At 73.9% G+C, this 17,523-nt stretch carries 13 protein-coding genes and 1 tRNA gene; 10 read left to right on the forward strand and 4 right to left on the reverse strand.

Features of this window, described 5'->3' with window-relative positions:
- Positions 1–7: 7 nt before the first annotated feature.
- The 10 genes from ACZ4UX_RS03490 to ACZ4UX_RS03535 all read left to right on the forward strand — a co-directional run bounded on the left by ACZ4UX_RS03490 (position 8) and on the right by ACZ4UX_RS03535 (position 12,279).
- Complete coding sequence (locus ACZ4UX_RS03490) at positions 8–3,898, forward strand: DNA-directed RNA polymerase subunit beta' (protein ID WP_329488164.1); 3,891 nt, start codon at positions 8–10, stop codon at positions 3,896–3,898.
- A gap of 216 nt (positions 3,899–4,114) precedes the next feature.
- Positions 4,115–4,188: transfer RNA gene (locus tag ACZ4UX_RS03495), tRNA-Met, on the forward strand.
- Positions 4,189–4,361: 173 nt separating this feature from the next.
- On the forward strand, positions 4,362–5,030 hold the full coding sequence (locus tag ACZ4UX_RS03500; protein ID WP_465705274.1) for a DUF4097 family beta strand repeat-containing protein: 669 nt from the start codon (positions 4,362–4,364) through the stop codon (positions 5,028–5,030).
- A 76-nt stretch (positions 5,031–5,106) separates the two neighbouring features.
- Entirely contained in the window at positions 5,107–6,312 is a 1,206-nt protein-coding gene (locus tag ACZ4UX_RS03505; RefSeq protein ID WP_465705276.1) for a sensor histidine kinase, read from the forward strand.
- Positions 6,309–6,998 carry a response regulator gene (locus ACZ4UX_RS03510; protein WP_465705278.1) on the forward strand — a complete coding sequence of 230 codons (690 nt, stop codon included), beginning with the start codon at positions 6,309–6,311 and terminating at the stop codon, positions 6,996–6,998. The genes ACZ4UX_RS03505 and ACZ4UX_RS03510 overlap by 4 nt, the downstream gene beginning before the upstream one ends.
- A gap of 132 nt (positions 6,999–7,130) precedes the next feature.
- Entirely contained in the window at positions 7,131–7,739 is a 609-nt protein-coding gene (locus ACZ4UX_RS03515; protein WP_329488159.1) for a hypothetical protein, read from the forward strand.
- 96 nt (positions 7,740–7,835) lie between these two features.
- The gene (locus ACZ4UX_RS03520; protein WP_329488158.1) at positions 7,836–8,576 is read left to right on the forward strand and encodes an SIR2 family NAD-dependent protein deacylase; all 741 of its coding nucleotides are present in this window, start codon (positions 7,836–7,838) and stop codon (positions 8,574–8,576) included.
- 69 nt (positions 8,577–8,645) lie between these two features.
- Positions 8,646–9,860, forward strand: a complete 1,215-nt coding sequence (locus ACZ4UX_RS03525; RefSeq protein ID WP_329488156.1) for a cytochrome P450 — start codon at positions 8,646–8,648, stop codon at positions 9,858–9,860.
- A 66-nt stretch (positions 9,861–9,926) separates the two neighbouring features.
- Entirely contained in the window at positions 9,927–10,865 is a 939-nt protein-coding gene (locus ACZ4UX_RS03530; RefSeq protein WP_465705417.1) for an ADP-ribosylglycohydrolase family protein, read from the forward strand.
- 70 nt (positions 10,866–10,935) lie between these two features.
- On the forward strand, positions 10,936–12,279 hold the full coding sequence (locus ACZ4UX_RS03535) for a serpin family protein (RefSeq protein WP_465705281.1): 1,344 nt from the start codon (positions 10,936–10,938) through the stop codon (positions 12,277–12,279).
- 84 nt (positions 12,280–12,363) lie between these two features.
- Here the strand turns inward: ACZ4UX_RS03535 and ACZ4UX_RS03540 are convergent, their stop codons facing one another.
- From ACZ4UX_RS03540 to ACZ4UX_RS03555, 4 genes are all read right to left on the reverse strand, one after another.
- Complete coding sequence (locus ACZ4UX_RS03540) at positions 12,364–13,464, reverse strand: ADP-ribosylglycohydrolase family protein (RefSeq protein WP_465705283.1); 1,101 nt, start codon at positions 13,462–13,464, stop codon at positions 12,364–12,366.
- Positions 13,465–13,569: 105 nt separating this feature from the next.
- On the reverse strand, positions 13,570–14,883 hold the full coding sequence (locus ACZ4UX_RS03545; RefSeq protein WP_465705285.1) for a DUF2786 domain-containing protein: 1,314 nt from the start codon (positions 14,881–14,883) through the stop codon (positions 13,570–13,572).
- A 121-nt stretch (positions 14,884–15,004) separates the two neighbouring features.
- Complete coding sequence (locus tag ACZ4UX_RS03550) at positions 15,005–16,651, reverse strand: GumC domain-containing protein (RefSeq protein WP_359803466.1); 1,647 nt, start codon at positions 16,649–16,651, stop codon at positions 15,005–15,007.
- Positions 16,648–17,451, reverse strand: a complete 804-nt coding sequence (locus tag ACZ4UX_RS03555; RefSeq protein ID WP_465705287.1) for an ABC transporter ATP-binding protein — start codon at positions 17,449–17,451, stop codon at positions 16,648–16,650. Before ACZ4UX_RS03555 ends, ACZ4UX_RS03550 begins: the two co-directional genes overlap by 4 nt.
- Positions 17,452–17,523: the final 72 nt, after the last annotated feature.

Here is a 17,523-nt window from a genome sequence, read left to right on the forward strand (position 1 = left end):
ACGACCAGTGCTTGACGTCAACTTCTTCGACGAGCTCCGCATCGGCCTGGCCACCGCCGACGACATCCGCCAGTGGTCGCACGGCGAGGTCAAGAAGCCGGAGACCATCAACTACCGCACCCTGAAGCCCGAAAAGGACGGACTCTTCTGCGAGAAGATCTTCGGTCCGACCCGGGACTGGGAGTGCTACTGCGGTAAGTACAAGCGCGTCCGCTTCAAGGGCATCATCTGTGAGCGCTGCGGCGTCGAGGTGACCCGCGCCAAGGTGCGCCGTGAGCGGATGGGCCACATCGAGCTGGCCGCCCCGGTCACCCACATCTGGTACTTCAAGGGTGTCCCGTCCCGCCTGGGCTACCTGCTCGACCTGGCGCCGAAGGACCTCGAGAAGGTCATCTACTTCGCCGCCTACATGATCACCTGGGTGGACGACGAGCGTCGCCAGCGCGACCTCCCGTCCCTGGAGGCGCACGTCTCGGTCGAGCGCCAGCAGATCGAGAACCGCCGCGACTCCGACCTCGAAGCCCGTGCCAAGAAGGCCGAGACCGACCTGGCCGAGCTGGAGGCCGAGGGCGCCAAGGCCGACGTGCGCCGCAAGGTGCGCGAGGGTGCCGAGCGCGAGATGAAGCAGCTGCGCGACCGCGCGCAGCGCGAGCTCGACCGCCTCGACGAGGTGTGGGCCCGCTTCAAGAACCTCAAGGTCCAGGACCTGGAGGGCGACGAGCTGCTCTACCGCGAGCTGCGCGACCGCTTCGGCACCTACTTCTCCGGCTCGATGGGCGCGGCGGCCCTCAAGGACCGCCTCGAGACCTTCGACCTGGCGGAGGAGTCCGAGCGCCTGCGCGAGATCATCCGCACCGGCAAGGGCCAGAAGAAGACCCGTGCGCTGAAGCGCCTCAAGGTCGTCTCCGCGTTCCTGCAGACCACCAACAAGCCCAACGGCATGGTGCTGGACTGCGTCCCGGTCATCCCGCCGGACCTGCGTCCGATGGTGCAGCTGGACGGTGGCCGCTTCGCGACCTCCGACCTGAACGACCTGTACCGCCGCGTGATCAACCGCAACAACCGCCTGAAGCGCCTTCTCGACCTCGGTGCCCCCGAGATCATCGTGAACAACGAGAAGCGCATGCTCCAGGAGGCCGTCGACGCGCTGTTCGACAACGGCCGTCGTGGTCGCCCGGTCACGGGCCCCGGCAACCGCCCGCTGAAGTCCCTCAGCGACATGCTGAAGGGCAAGCAGGGTCGTTTCCGTCAGAACCTGCTCGGCAAGCGAGTCGACTACTCGGCCCGTTCGGTCATCGTCGTCGGCCCGCAGCTCAAGCTGCACCAGTGCGGTCTGCCCAAGGCCATGGCGCTGGAGCTCTTCAAGCCGTTCGTGATGAAGCGCCTGGTGGACCTGAACCACGCGCAGAACATCAAGTCGGCCAAGCGCATGGTCGAGCGTGCCCGCCCGGTCGTGTGGGACGTGCTCGAAGAGGTCATCGCCGAGCACCCGGTGCTGCTGAACCGCGCACCCACCCTGCACCGCCTCGGCATCCAGGCCTTCGAGCCCCAGCTGGTCGAGGGCAAGGCCATCCAGATCCACCCGCTCGTCTGCACCGCGTTCAACGCGGACTTCGACGGTGACCAGATGGCCGTCCACCTGCCGCTCTCCGCGGAGGCGCAGGCCGAGGCCCGCATCCTGATGCTGTCCTCGAACAACATCCTGAAGCCGGCCGACGGTCGCCCCGTCACCATGCCGACCCAGGACATGGTGCTGGGTCTGTTCTTCCTGACCTCGGACCGCGACAACGTCAAGGGCGCCGGCCGCTCCTTCTCCTCGACCGCCGAGGCCGTCATGGCCTTCGACGCCAAGGAGCTGGACGTCCAGGCCGTCATCGACATCCGCCTGCCGATCGGCACCGTCCCGCCCCGTGGCTGGACCCCGCCGGTCGACGAGGACGGTCAGTCGAACTGGTTCGAGGGCGAGTCCTTCCGCCTGAAGACCACCCTGGGCCGCGCGCTCTTCAACGAGCTGCTGCCCGAGGACTACCCGTTCGTCGACTACGAGGTGGGCAAGAAGCAGCTCTCCGCGATCGTCAACGACCTGGCGGAGCGCTACCCCAAGGTCGTCGTCGCGGCGACCCTGGACAACCTGAAGGCGGCCGGCTTCCACTGGGCCACCCGCTCGGGTGTCACGGTCTCGATCTCCGACGTCGTCGTCCCGCCGAGCAAGCCCCAGATCCTCGAGGGCTACGAGGCGAAGGCGGAGAAGGTCCAGCGTCAGTACGAGCGCGGCCTGATCACCAACGACGAGCGCAAGCAGGAGCTCATCGGCATCTGGACCCAGGCGACCAACGAGGTCGCCGAGGCCATGAACGCGAACTTCCCGAAGACGAACCCCATCTTCATGATGGTCGACTCGGGTGCTCGTGGAAACATGATGCAGATGCGTCAGATCGCCGGTATGCGTGGTCTGGTGTCCAACGCCAAGAACGAGACGATCCCGCGTCCCATCAAGGCGTCGTTCCGTGAGGGCCTCACCGTTCTCGAGTACTTCATCTCGACCCACGGTGCCCGTAAGGGTCTGGCCGACACCGCGCTGCGTACCGCCGACTCCGGCTACCTCACCCGTCGTCTGGTCGACGTCTCGCAGGACGTCATCATCCGCGAGGAGGACTGCGGCACCGAGCGCGGCCTCAAGCTGGCGATCGGCACGGTCGAGAACGGCGTCCTGCGCAAGACGGACGACGTCGAGACCAGCGTCTACGCCCGCATGCTGGCCGAGGACATCACGGTGGACGGCAAGCTCCTCGCCACCGCCAACACCGACCTCGGTGACGTGCTGATCGACGAGCTGATCCGCCACGGCATCAGCGAGGTCAAGACCCGCTCGATCCTGACCTGTGAGTCGGCCGTCGGCACCTGTGCCTTCTGCTACGGCCGCTCGCTGGCCACCGGCAAGCTGGTCGACATCGGTGAGGCGGTCGGCATCATCGCCGCCCAGTCCATCGGTGAGCCCGGTACCCAGCTGACCATGCGTACCTTCCACACCGGTGGTGTGGCCGGTGACGACATCACGCAGGGTCTGCCCCGTGTCGTCGAGCTCTTCGAGGCCCGTACCCCCAAGGGTGTGGCCCCGATCTCGGAGGCGCAGGGCCGGGTCCGCATCGAGGACACCGAGAAGACCCGCAAGCTGGTCGTCACGCCGGACGACGGCACCGACGAGATCGCCTACCCGGTCTCGAAGCGTGTGAAGCTGCTCGTCAGCGAGGGCGAGGCGGTCGAGGTCGGCCAGAAGCTGACCATGGGTGCCACCAACCCGCACGACGTGCTGCGGATCATGGGCCAGCGTGCCGTCCAGATCCACCTGGTCGCCGAGGTCCAGAAGGTCTACAACTCGCAGGGCGTGTCGATCCACGACAAGCACATCGAGATCATCATCCGGCAGATGCTGCGCCGCGTGACGATCATCGAGTCGGGCGACGCCGAGCTGCTCCCGGGCGAGCTCGTCGAGCGCGGCCGCTTCGAGACCGAGAACCGTCGTGTGGTCTCCGAGGGCGGTCACCCCGCCTCCGGCCGTCCGCAGCTGATGGGTATCACCAAGGCCTCGCTGGCCACCGAGTCCTGGCTGTCGGCCGCCTCCTTCCAGGAGACGACCCGGGTCCTCACCGACGCGGCGATCCACGCCAAGTCGGACCCGCTGCTGGGCCTCAAGGAGAACGTCATCCTCGGTAAGCTCATCCCGGCCGGTACGGGTCTGCCCCGCTACCGCAACATCCGGGTCGAGCCGACCGAGGAGGCCAAGGCCGCGATGTACTCGGCCGTCGGCTACGACGACTACGACCTGTCGCCCTTCGGCGCCGGCTCCGGCCAGGCGGTCCCGCTGGACGACTACGACTACGGCCCCTACACCGGCTGAGTCGACGGTCCCTGAACCGCCGGGCGGTCACCCCTCACGGGGGTGGCCGCCCGGCGGCGTTCCCGGGGCCTTCCGGGGTCCGAACGAGGGCGGGCGGGGGGGGGTCGGAGAGGACGCGGCGCAGGCTCCGCACCGGCTCCGCGGGGCCGTTGGCGGGGGCGAATATCAAACCGATTAGGTTCCCCGGACGAAGTCGCGTAGAGTCGTGTTTACCGACGCGGGGTGGAGCAGCTCGGTAGCTCGCTGGGCTCATAACCCAGAGGTCGCAGGTTCAAATCCTGTCCCCGCTACACAGTGAAGGGCCCGGAGGCATTCAGCCTCCGGGCCCTTCGGCGTTCCCGGGGTCGCGCGCCTCCCTCGCGCGGGGGAGCCGGGGGAACCGCTCGGGAGGGCGAGGCGCCGGCCGGGGGCGGCGGGGGAGGCTGGGCGGCGTCGGAACGACGGACGTGGAGGGGAGTCGGCGATGAAGCGGGTACTGGGTGCGATGGCGGTCACCGGGGCGGTGCTGGCCGGGGTGTCGGGCTGTCTGCCGGGCGACGAGCAGCGGCGGGACGTCGGCTACGGCGTGGACGGGCCGGTGCGGGAGCTGGTGGTCGAGGGGCGCACCGGCGGGGTCACGATCCGCGGCGGCGGGGAGGCGGTGCGGGTCACCGAGCACCAGAACTACCGGGGCGCGGCGCCGACGAGCAGCCACGAGGTCCGGGACGGCACCCTGACGCTGCGCTACGACTGCGACAACTGCGGGGTCGGGTACGAGGTGGACGTGCCGGCCGGCACCCGGGTGCGGGTCGGCACGGAGACCGGCGGGGTGCGGCTGTCCGGGCTGGCCGCCGAGGTGGAGGTGAAGGCCGGCACCGGTGGTGTGGAGGCGAGCGGGCTGACCTCGCCGGTGGTGCGGCTGAGCACCGGGACGGGCGGGATCGAGGCCTCCTTCGCGGGGAGCCCGACCACCGTGGAGGTCCGGGCGCGGACGGGCGGGGTCCGGGTCCGGGTGCCGGCGGGGCAGGCGTACGCGGTGGACGCGAGCGCCGGGACGGGCGACGTCTCGGTGGAGGTGCCCCGCGCGGCGGGGGCGGCGCGCAGCATCACGGCGCGGGCCGAGACCGGCGGCGTGACGGTCGGCGGTGCCTGACGGGCCGGTGCCCACGGTGCTGCCGGTAGGGCATGATCTTCTCCGCGGGGGCGGGGTCCCCGGGTACGGGGGGTACGTGGACGAGGACCGGTTCGCGCCGGGGCGGGCCTGGCGGGCGCGGTTCGCCGGGGTGAGCCCCTACGTGCTGGACACCCTGCTGGCCGTCGGATCGGCCGGGGTCTCGTTCTGGGCGGTGTACCACGACGACGTCACCCGGCCCTGGTGGGTCTATCTGCTGGCGCTCGGCACCGCGCTTCCGCTGCCCTGGCGGCGGCGGGCCCCGCTCGCCGTGATGGCCGTCAGCGGCGGGGTGTCGGCGGTGCTCTCGGTGGTGGCGCACCCGGTGATGCCGCAGCTGCCGCTGTACGCGGTGATCACCGTGTACACGGTGGCCGAGCGCGCGCCGGACCGGCAGCGCTGGGCGGTGCTGGCCGTGGTGGTGGCGGCTAACGTGGTGGGGACCCACTCGCTCAACGGCATGCTGTTCTCGCTGCTGACCTCGGTCGGTGCCTTCGTCTTCGGCTCGCTGGTGCGCGAACTGCGCCGGCTGGCGCAGGTGGAGGCGGAGCGGGCCCGGGAGGCCGGCCGGCGGGCGGCCAGCGACGCGGCGCGCGCGGTGGCGCAGGAGCGCGGCCGGATCGCCCGGGAGATGCACGACATCCTGGCGCACGCCGTGTCGCTGATGGTGATCCAGGCGGAGGCCGGCCCGCTGGTGGTGCACAAGGACCCGGAGCGGGCGATCAGGACCTTCGACACCATCGCCGACTCCGGCCGGGACGCGATGGTGCAGCTGCGGCGGGTGCTCGGGGTGCTGAAGGAGGACGGCGCGGCTCCGGAGCTGGCGCCGCAGCCGCGGCTGGCCGAACTCGCGGGCCTGGTCGAGCGGGTCCGCGGGGCGGGGCTGCGGGTGGAGCTGGAGCTGGACCCGGAAGGCACGCCGGGCCCGCTGCCCGCGGACGTGGAGGCGGCCGCCTACCGGATCGTGCAGGAGGCGCTGACCAACACGGTCAAGCACGCCGGGGCGGACCGGGCGGCGGTGCGGGTGGTCCGCTCGGGCGGGGTGCTGGAGGTCGTGGTGTCCGACAACGGGCGCGGGGTGCGCCGGCCGGCGGACCGCGCGGCGGACTGGTCCGGCGGGCGCGGGCTGGTCGGCATCCGGGAGCGGGCCGCGGCCTGCGGCGGGCGGGCCGAGGCCGGGCCGGGACCGGAGGGGAACGGCTTCCTGGTGAGTGCCAGGCTGCCGCTGGGCGAGGGTGCGTCGAGGGAGAGGGGGGGCCGGTGAAGCCGATCCGGGTGGTCGTCGCGGACGACCAGGAGCTGGTGCGGGCCGGGTTCGGGATGATCCTGGACGCACAGCCGGACATCGAGGTGGTCGCGGAGGCGCGCGACGGCGCCGAGGCGGTCGAGGCGGTGCGCGAGCACGGCCCGGACGTCCTGCTGCTGGACGTCCGGATGCCGGTGATGGACGGCCTGGAGGCGGCCCGCCGGGTCTGCGCGGATTACCCGGAGACCAAGGTGATCATGCTGACCACCTTCGACATCGACGACTACGTCTTCGACGCGCTCTACGCCGGGGCGAGCGGGTTCCTGCTCAAGGACGTCCGCCGGGACGACCTGGCGCACGGCGTGCGGATGGTGGCCTCGGGCGAGGCGCTGCTGGCGCCGTCGGTGACCCGCCGGCTGATCGGCGAGTTCGCCGCCCGCCGGCCGGGCGGGGCCAGGCCGCCCGCGCAGGGCGTCCGGGCGCCGTCCCGGCTGCTGGAGCAGCTGACCCTGCGGGAGCGGGAGACGCTGCGGCTGCTGGCCCGGGGGCTCTCCAACGCGGAGATCGCCGCCGAGCTGGTGGTCAGCGAGCACACCGTGAAGACGCACGTCAGCAATGTGCTGGGCAAGCTGGGGCTGCGGGACCGGGTGCACGCGGTGGTGTTCGCGTACGAGGCGGGGGCGGTCGTCGCGGGGGAGGGCTGACCGCGGCCCGGCCCGGGGGAGTCCCCCGCGCGGGGGAGCCGGCGGGATCGCCGGGGCGGGTGATCCGCGACGAGGGGCCCGGCGGACAGCATCCGGAGTGTCGGAAACGCACTCACGAAGCGGAGCACACCCATGACCGTCACCAGGCTCGACCGCCTCACCCCGATCGCCGCCGTCGGCGCCCCCGTCCTGATGGCGCTGTACGGCGGTGTCCGGCTGCTGGAGGGCTCACGGGAGCCCGGCCCCGGCTGGACGGTGGGCCACGCCCTGATGCTGGCGGGGCTGCTGCTGTTCGGTCCGCTGCTCGCCGCGCTGCGCGGGCTGCTCGCGCCGCGCCGTCCGGCCGGCCGGATCGCCGCGAACGCGGCCACGGCGGTGGCCTTCGCGGGACTGGCGGCCTCGGTGGTCCAGATCGGGATCGACCTGTACGTGGGGGCGGTCGCCGTGGACAAGGCCGACCAGCACCGGCTGTTCGACGGCATCCAGAGCCGGCCGGGCGTGCTGCCGGCCTTCTACTCGGTCGGTCCGCTGCTGTTCTACGTCGGCCTGCTGGCGCTGCTGGTCGCCGCCTCGGCCGGGGCGACCCGGGCGCTGCGGTGGTGGAGCCCGGTGCTGGTGCTGGTCGGGACGGCGATGACGGCCGCCGACCTGGCGCTGATCCCGCCGGCCGCCGCGCTCTACCTGGCGGCGCTGGCACCGCTGGCGGGGTTCGGCGGGGTGCGTCGCCCGGTCGCGGCCTGAGCGGGCGGGCCGTTCGCACGGGGGTGGGCGGCCGGCCCGTCGTGCCCGGGGAATTCCGGTGGCGGCGCGCGGCGGCGGGCCCGTAACGTCCCGGGCATGACCGCCAAGCGCCCGCTGATCGCCGTTCTCACCGGCGCCGGCGTCTCCACCGACTCCGGCATCCCCGACTACCGCGGCCCGAACGGCCTCTGGCAGCGCGATCCGCGGGCCCAGGAACTCGTCACCATCGGCCCCTACCTGGCCGATCCGGACGTCCGCCGCCGGGCCTGGCTGCTGCGCCGGGACACCGGCGCGCTGGCCGCCGAGCCGAACGCCGGCCACCTCGCGCTGGTCGAGCTGGAGCGCAGCGGCCTGCCGGTGCGGGTGCTCACTCAGAACGTGGACGGCCTGCACCAGCGGGCCGGGCTGCCCGCCCGCAAGGTGCTCGAACTGCACGGCACCGCACGGGAGGTGGAGTGCGTGCGCTGCCACGTCGTCGGCCCGACGGCCGAGGCGCTGGAACGCGTCGCCGCCGGTGAGCCGGACCCGGCCTGCCGGGCGTGCGGCGGGGTGCTCAAGCCCCGCACGGTGATGTTCGGCGAGGCGCTGGACCCGGTGGTGCTCCAGCGGGCCGACGCGGTGGCCCGGGCCTGCGACCTGTTCGTCGCCGTCGGGACCAGCCTCCAGGTGTACCCGGTGGCCGCCCTCCCGCAGATCGCGCTGGAGTCCGGTGCCCGGCTGGTCGTCGTCAACGGCGAGCCCACGCCGTTCGACGAGGCGGCGGACGAGGTGATCCGGGAGCCGATCTCCACCGCGCTCCCGGCCCTGGTCCGCCGGCTGGTGGCCGAGCAGGCCTAGTGGACCGGACCGGCCGGCTGCGTACGATGATCACCCCGGCTCCCCCTCACGGCCAGGAGTGATCGACCGATGACGACGACGGCGAAGTTCGACCCCTGGTCGGCGGCGTTCGTGGCCCACCCCTACGACGCGTACACCGAGCTGCGCGAGCACGCCCCGGTGACGTACTACGAGCCGACCGGCCAGTGGCTGGTGTCCCGCCACGAGGACGTCAGCGCGCTGCTGCGGGACCGGCGGCTGGGGCGGACGTACACCCACCGCTTCACCCACGAGGAGTTCGGCCGGCCCGCGCCCGACCCGGCGCACGAACCGTTCCACACGCTCAACGACCACGGGCTGCTCGACCTGGAGGCGCCGGACCACACCCGGATCCGGCGGCTGGTCTCCAAGGCCTTCACCCCGCGCATGGTCGAGGGGCTGCGCCCGACCGTCCGGCGGCTCGCCGCGGAGCTCGTGGACGGGCTGCTCGCGGCCGGCGGCGGCGACCTGGTCGCCGCCGTCGCCGAGCCGCTGCCGGTCGCGGTGATCGCCGAGATGCTGGGCGTACCGGAGGGCGACCGGCACCTGCTGCGGCCGTGGTCCGCCGACATCACCGGCATGTTCGAACTCAACCCGACCGAGGAGGCCGCCCGCCGGGCCGTCACCGCGAGCACCGAGTTCTCGGACTACCTGCGCGCCCTGATCCGCGAGCGCCGGACCGAGCCCGGTGGCGACCTGATCAGCGCGCTGATCCAGGCCCAGGAGGGCGCCGACGCGCTCAGCGAGCAGGAGATGGTCTCCACCTGCGTGCTGCTGCTGAACGCCGGCCACGAGGCGACCGTCAACACCACCGGCAACGGCTGGTGGGCGCTGTTCCGCAACCCCGGTGAACTCGCCCGGCTGCGCGGCTCGGTGGACGAGCTGCTCCCCACCGCGGTCGAGGAACTGATGCGCTGGGACACCCCGCTCCAGATGTTCGAACGCTGGGTGCTGGAGGACATCGAGGTCCGCGGCGTCACCGTCCCGCGCGGCTCCGAGGTCGCGCTGCTCTTCGGCTCCGCCAACCGGGACCCGGCCCGGTTCGCCGACCCGGACCGGCTCGACCTCGGCCGTGCCGACAACCCGCACGTCACCTTCGGCGCCGGAATCCACTTCTGCCTCGGCGCCCCGCTCGCCAGACTGGAGCTCACCGAGTCCTACGGCGCACTGCTGCGCCGGGCGCCCGGCCTGCGGCTGGTCCGCGAGCCGCGGTGGCGCCCGGGCTACGTGATCCGGGGGCTGGAGGAACTGCTGGTCGAGATCTGAGGGGGAGCCGTGGACAAGGCGACCGGAACACTGCTGGGCCTGGCGCTCGGCGACGCCCTGGGGCGGATGACCGAATTCCGCACGATCGAGCTGATCGCCGCCCACGACCCCGACTGGCGCCGACTGCCGCTGCCGAAGAAGGCCCTGGTCACCGACGACACCCAGATGACGCTCGCTCTGGGACGGGCCCTGCGCACCGCCCTGGAGCTCGGCCCGCTCGGCCCGCCGCAGCTGGAGCGGCCGCTGCGCGAGGAGTTCGTCGACTGGTGGCGCTCGCCCGAGAACAACCGCGCGCCGGGGATGACCTGCCTCGCCTCCTGCCAGCGGCTCAGCGACGGCCGCCGCTGGCAGGAGGCGAGCGACCTCGGCTCCAAGGGCTGCGGCGCCAACATGCGGGTCGCGCCGATCGGCCTGGTCAGGGAGCTGACGCCGCGCCAGCTCTCCGGCGCCGCCCAGCTGCAGTCCGCGCTGACCCACGGCCACCCGACCGCGCTCGCGGCCAGTGACCTCACCGCCTACGCGGTCCGCAGGCTCGCCGCCGGCCTGGCGCCGGCCGCCCTGACCGCCGAGCTGCGCGCGTACGCGCGGGCCGCCCGCACCCGGTACGACGAGTGCTGGCTCGGCGACCTCGCGGCGCACGCCCAGGACCCCTCGCCCGAGCGCTTCGCCGCCCGCGGCTGGGACGAGTGCCTCGGCGTCCTCGACCGGCTGGACGCGGCGCTCGCCGAGCCCGACGTCGAGGCGGACCCGTGCCTGGCCACCGGCGAGGGCTGGATCGCCGAGGAGGCGCTCGCCACCGGCCTGCTCTGCTTCCTGCTGCTGCCCGACGACCCGGTGGCCGCCGTGCGCCGGGCCGCCTACTCCTCCGGCGACTCCGACTCCCTCGCCTGCCTGACCGGCGCCTTCGCCGGCGCGCACCTGGGCGCGTCGGCCTGGCCGGCGGACTGGGTCGAGCGGATCGAGCACCGGGACGAGCTGCTCGCGCTCGGCGCGCTCTGGGACTGACCCCGGCCCCGGGGGCGGGGGAGCCGGTCGGGCGGGGGAACCGGTCCGGCGGGCGCCGCGTCGAACCGCCATGACGAGTCGCACGCGCAGCACCCGCAGTCGCACCCGCCGCCGCCCGGCGGCCCCGCTCCTCGCCCCGGTCCTCGTCGCCGCGCTCGCCGCACCGCTGCTCACCGGCTGCGGCAGCACCGGCGTCGCGGACCAGGTCGTCCGGGCCCCCGCACCCACCTCCGCCCCGCCGGCCGACCCGGCCCACGTCGCGGCGACCGCCGCCGCCACCAACGCCTTCGGCCTGGACCTGCTGCACACCCTCACCGCCACGCCCGACGGGGCCGGCCGCAACCTCGTGCTCTCGCCGTCCGGCCTGGCCACCGTGCTCGCCATGGTGCTGCCCGGTGCCCGCGGCGCCACCGCCGACGAACTCGCCAAGGCCCTGCACACCGAGCTCACCCCGCAGCAGTACGCCCTCGCCACCGGCGCCCTGAACCGGACCGGCCCGCCCACCGAGGGCCTGACCCTGCGTCAGGCGGACGACCTCTGGGTCCAGCAGGGCTTCCCGCTCGACCAGGGCTACCTGGCCACCCTCGCCGCCGCCTTCGGCACCGGCGTGCACACCGCCGACTTCCGCAAGGACCCGGAGAGCGCCCGAAGGACCGTCAACGCGACGGTGGAGAAGGCGACCGAGGGCCGGATCAAGGACCTCTTCGCCGAGCGGACGATCAACCAGGACACCCGTCTGGCGCTCACCGACGCGCTCTACCTGAAGGCGAGGTGGGCCACCCCGTTCAAGGCCTCGCAGACCTCCGAGCGGCCGTTCCACCGGCCGGACGGCTCGACCCCGTCCGTCGCCACGATGGCCCGGACCGGCACCCTGCGCTACGCCGACGGCTCCGGCGGGATCCTCGGCCAGCCCTGGCAGGCCGTCGAACTGCCCTACGCGGACGGCGGGATGGCGATGGACCTGCTGGTGCCCGCCCAGGGCGGGTTCGAGGCCTTCCGCAAGGGCCTGGACCAGGCCCAGCTCACGACGATCCTCGACTCGCTCACCGAGCGCTCCGTCGACCTCACCCTGCCGCGCTTCCACTTCGAGACCGCCAACGAGCTGACGCCGACCCTGCGGGCGCTCGGGGTCGCCGCGGCCTTCGACGCCGCGGACCTCGGCGGCATCCCCGGACCGGGGACGGACGAGCGGCTGAAGGTCGGCACGGTGGTGCAGAAGGCCACCGTGCAGGTGGACGAGGACGGCACGGTGGCCGCCGCCGGAAGCGGCGTCGGGATCGAGGCGGCGGCCGGGGCGGTCCCCAAGAGGGCCGAGGAACTGCACATCGACCGGCCGTTCCTGTTCCTGATCAGGGACACCACGACCGGCCGCCCGCTCTTCCTCGGCCAGGTCACCGACCCGCAGGCCGGGTGACCGGCGCCGCCGGGGCCGTGCGGCGGCCCGCCCCGGCGACCCGCCCGGTCACCCGGCCCCGTCCGACCACCAGGCCCGCCCGGGTCACCAGGCCGGGTAGCGCCCGTCCAGGGCCGGGTGGGTCGGCTCGCGGCTGCCGAACAGCACCAGCAGGTCGTCCGCCACCCGCAGCAGCGTCTCCGTGCCCTCGACCGCCTCGGTCCAGGCCGTCGGCAGGGCCGCCGCGCCGTACGCCGCGCCGACCAGGTTGCCGCAGACCGCGCCGGTGGAGTCGCTGTCCCCGGAGTGGTTCACCGACAGCAGCAGCGCCGTCCGGGCCGGGTCCGGCCCGGACGCGGCCGCCAGCAGGCAGTACACCGCGATCGCCAGGCACTCCTCGGCGATCCAGCCGAGCCCGACCCGCTCCACCGCCTCCGCCGAGGGCTCGGCCTCCTCGGCCACCCGCACCGCCCGGTGCAGCGCCAGGACGGTCTCCTTGGAGCCCGGCCAGTCCCGGGTCTGCTCGACGACCTGCCCGACCGCCGTCCACGGCTCGACCCCGTCCACCAGCCGCTCGACCAGCGACGCGAACGCGCCCGCCGCCAGGTAGCCGGTCGGGTGCCCGTGGGTGAGCTGCGCGCACTGCGCGGCCAGCCCGAAGGACTGCTCGACGCCCAGCCGGGCCAGCCCGAACGGCGCCGAGCGCATCACCGTGCCGCACCCCTTGGAGTGCGCGTTGATCGGCCCCGGCTGCCCGAACGGCGCCGGTGCCCGGAACTCCGGGTGGTACGACACCCCGCTCAGACAGGCGTTGCCCGGCGCCCGCCGCGCGTACAGGAACGGCTGCCGCAGCAGCCAGCCGTCGTACGGGCGGGGGAGCGGATTCTGGTCCGGGGCGCCCTGCTGCTGCGTCAGCAGCCAGCGCCGGTAGGCGCCGTGGACGGCCTCCGGCACCGATCCGCCGCCGCCCGACCAGCCCCGGACGAAGCCGCGGATCAGCCCCTCGGCGGTGAACAGCGTCATCTGGGTGTCGTCGGTGACCTCGGCGATCCGGCCGCCACCGGGCAGCCCGGTCACCCCGGCCCGGCCGTACTGCTCCCGGATCTGCTGCAGCTGCTGGAACTCCACCGGCCAGCCCAGGGCGTCGCCGACGCCCCCGCCGAGCAGCGCCCCGCGTACCCGGTCGGCATACCCCGACTCCGTCACCGCCACCGTCGCTCCCCCTTGCTCCCGGGGCCCGCCCGGCCGGTCGGGCCGAGGCCGGACCGGCCGGACCGGCCCTGCCGACGTCCGTTCTATCAGGCCCGACCGCTACCGCCGGATCTCCCCGGCCCGGCCGTGCAGGGCGGCCCGGTCGGCCGCCGCCCGGCCCGCCACCCAGCCCTCGCCGTCGCTCACCCGGACCCGCTGCGAGACCAGCTTCGGGAACATCCGCCCGACCTGCTGGTCGACCGCCTCGGTCCGGGCCGCCAGCGCCGGCAGCAGCCGCTCGTCCGGCACCAGCTGCTCAGCGGTGCCGTCCTCGCGCAGGTGCCGCCCGGCCGCCGCGTCGCTGGTGGCCTGCTCGGTCGCGGCGGTCAGCCGCTCACGGATCCGCGCCGCGTACGCGACCAGGAAGGAGTGCCGGAACGCCTTGGTGCGCGAGGCGCCGTCCAGGTGCTGGCGCGAACCGGCCTTGTTCATCGCGTGCGTCGCCTGCACCAGCAGCGAGGTGTAGAGCAGCTCGACGCCGTCCAGGTCGCCGTCGAAGCCGATGATGGTGCAGAAGCCGAACTCCTTCGCCCAGACCACCCGGCACCGGTTCGCCGCCGCCACCGCGTCCAGCAGCATCGTCTTCGGGACCTCGTAGGGGTTGTCCACGCCGATCCGCAGCGCCGCCGGGGCGTCGCGGTCCTCGCCGCCGACCGCCAGCAGCGCGTCGTCGATGCTGTGCTGGGCCATCAGCTGCTGGGCCTTGGCGGTCAGCGCCTCGGCCTCCTCCGGGTACTCGGTGGACTCGGCCTTCGCCAGCAGCGCCCGGATCCGGGACAGCATCCGCGGCTCGCCCGGCACCGGGCCCGCGGCCCGCCGCTCCGCCCGGGGGGCCTGCCCGCCCGGCCCGGGACCCGGGCCGACCGGGGCGATCGGGGGCAGCCGGCCCCAGCTGCGCAGCAGCTCCAGCACGTTGGTGGCCAGCGCGAACCGGTCCAGCCGGTGGCGGTCGGCGAAGGCACCCAGGTACGCCTCGTCGGCCGGCCACCACACCGCGGTCTCCAGCTCGCGCAGCTGCTCCTGCCAGCGCCGGTCGGTGGTGGCCGCCGGGTGGCGGCGGTTCTCGGCGGCGATGAGGTCCACCGCGAGGGCCAGGTGCACCGGCTTCAGCTCCCGCCGCACCACCCGGGCCAGGTCGGCCGGCCGCCAGCCCGCCGACCAGCAGCGCCCGACCGCCGTGTCCGCGTACCCGAGCAGCGCCCGGCTCACCGCCGGCCACTGGGCGGGGGAGGCGGCCAGCAGCGAGGCGCCGGTGTCCAGGGCGAGGTCCAGCCCCTCGTCCGGTGCGGTCAGCACCGCTCGCACCGCCTGCTCCAGTAGCGGTCCGGCGCTCCCGTCCGCCCCGGTCCCGCCCTGCTGCCTGCGCTTGCCCACGGTGTCGCCTGCTCTCGTCGTGCCCGTCCCGCGGTCGGGGCGGCCTCCGCCCATGATGCCGGAGCGCCCGGCCCCGACGACGGGGACCGGGCGCTCGCGGGGGTGCCCGACGGGGTGGCCGTCAGCGTTCGACGGCCTTGGCCAGGATCTCCGGGGCACGCTCCAGCAGGCGGCCGGCGGCCAGCCGGATGCCGAGGAAGGCGACCAGCGCGCCGTACAGCGGGCCGAGCGCCAGCACCGGCCAGGCCGGGCCGTCGGAGAGCAGCGCCCAGCCGAGGTAGCCGGAGACCGGCAGGCTGAGCAGCGCGGCGCCGAACATCGAGCCGAAGCTGTTGAGCATCACCAGCCCGCCCTGGCCGGGGGCGGCGTTGCGCATCGGGTTGTTGTCGGACGGCATGGTGTACGGGGCCAGCACGCTGAGCACCGCGCCGATCGCGATGCCGCAGCCGAGCAGGCCGAGCGCCAGGCCGAACGCCGGCGCCAGACCGGCCCAGTCACCGGTGACGGCGGCCAGCAGCAGCGCCAGCACCAGGGTGACCGGCACCGCGTAGGAGAGGATCGCGAACGCCCGCCCGCGCAGCTCCTCGCGGGCGTCGGCGGGGGTCAGCAGGGTCGCGGCGACCATCCAGAACGCCGAGCCGTCCATGCCGAACAGGTTGAGCATCTGCAGACCGAGGAACATCCCGGTGGCGGCCACCAGGTAGACGGTCGACCAGCCCTGGACCACCGAGAGCACGCAGATCACCACCGTCATCCCGATGCTGGTGAAGACGGCGGCCTTGGCACGCGGCTCCCGCCAGGCGTAGCGCAGGTGGCGCTGCATCACCGCGCCGGTCCGGCCGGCGGGCAGGAAGCCCCAGCCGCGCGAGGCCTGCACGCCGCGCGCCACCTCCAGGGTGGAGGCGTCGGCGGTGACCATCAGCTGCTGGAGGCTGGCCCGCCACCAGCGCAGCAGCAGGGCCAGCACGACGGCCGTGGAGGCCAGCTGGAGCAGCGCCAGCCCGTACCGCCCCTCACCGGCGGTGCGTCCGGCGTCCGCCGCGCCGACCGGCGGCACCCAGCGCAGCACCGAGGCGATCGGTGCCAGCGGGCTGAGGTCGAGGCCGTCCTTCCCCGGCTTGCCGAAGACGCTCTGCGAACCGACGTTGGCGACCTGGATCAGCAGCGCGAAGAGCAGACCGCCGAAGATCGCGAAGTCCTTGCCGCGCCGGCTGGAGAGCAGCCGGGCGTTGCCCGCCGCGACCGCGCGGGAGAGCGTCACCAGGGTGAGCACCGTCAGCGGGACGCCGACCACCGCGGCCGCCGCCGAGGCGGCGCCGTCCGCGCCGGACAGCGCCGCGCCGGTGACCAGCACCAGGGCGACCAGCGGGCCGGGCCCGAGCAGCGCGGCCAGCGCCGAGCCGCGCAGCAGCGGGCCGGGGCGCAGCGGCAGCATGGTGAGGCGGGTCGGGTCGGCGCTCTCGTCGCTGGCGAAGAGGAACAGCGGCAGCGCGGCCCAGCTGATGGTGAGGGCGCCGACCAGCATCACGCCCGCGTCACCGGCGCCGGCGTGCCCGTTCAGCAGGGCCAGCAGGAACGCGATCAGCGAGGCGAACAGCAGGCCGGCCACCGTGCCGACGACGTAGAGCACGGCGCGTCCGCGGCTGCGCCGCAGGCCGTTGCGGAGCAGTCGCAGCTTGAGCGACACCAGGGTGCGGACGACCACGCGCCCGTCGGGCACGGTCGCGCGGGCGGTGCGGACCCCGGTGTCGGCGCGGGTGGAGCTCACCGCTCGCCCCCGAGCCAGCCGAGGGCCTGGCCGTCGTCCTCGCGGACGCCGATCAGGTCCAGGAACGCCTCGTGCAGGCTGCGGTCGCCGCGCACGGTGTCCAGCGGGCCCTGGGCGATCACCCGGCCGGCGTTGACCACGGCGACCCAGTCGCAGAGCTGCTCGACGAGTTCCATGACGTGGCTGGAGAAGATGACGGTGGAGCCGGCCGCGGCGTAGCGCTTGAGCACGCCGCGGATGGTCTGGGCGGAGACCGGGTCGACGCCCTCGAAGGGCTCGTCCAGGAAGAGCACGTCGGGGTTGTGCAGCAGCGCGGCGGCCAGGCCGATCTTCTTGCGCATCCCGGTGGAGTAGTCGGCGACCAGCTTGTCGGCGTCACCGGCGAGGTCCAGGACGGCCAGCAGCTCCTCGGCGCGGCGGTCCACCTCGGCCCCGGGCAGGCCGCGCAGCCGGCCGTTGTACTGCAGCAGTTCGCGGCCGCTGAGCCGTTCGAACATCCGCAGGCCCTCGGGCAGGATGCCGATCCGGGCCTTGGCGGCGACCGGGTCGCCCCAGACGTCGGCGCCGTGCACCAGGACGGTGCCCTGGTCGGGTCGGAGCAGGCCGGTGACCATGGAGAGCGTGGTGGTCTTGCCGGCGCCGTTCGGGCCGACCAGGCCGATGAACGCGCCGGCCGGCAGCTCCAGGCTCAGTCCGGCGACCGCCGCCTGGCTGCCGAAGTGCTTCCACAGCCCCTGGATGCTGACGGCGGCGGGGACCGGGGACGCGGGGACCGGGGACGGCGGTGCTGACGCCTGCATGGCGGCCTTCTCTGCTGGGAAACGGGTGAATGTCCAGGCCAGCCTGCCATCGCCCGGGGCGGGCTGTCGTCC

Source organism: Kitasatospora sp. NPDC028961, from assembly GCF_055564815.1.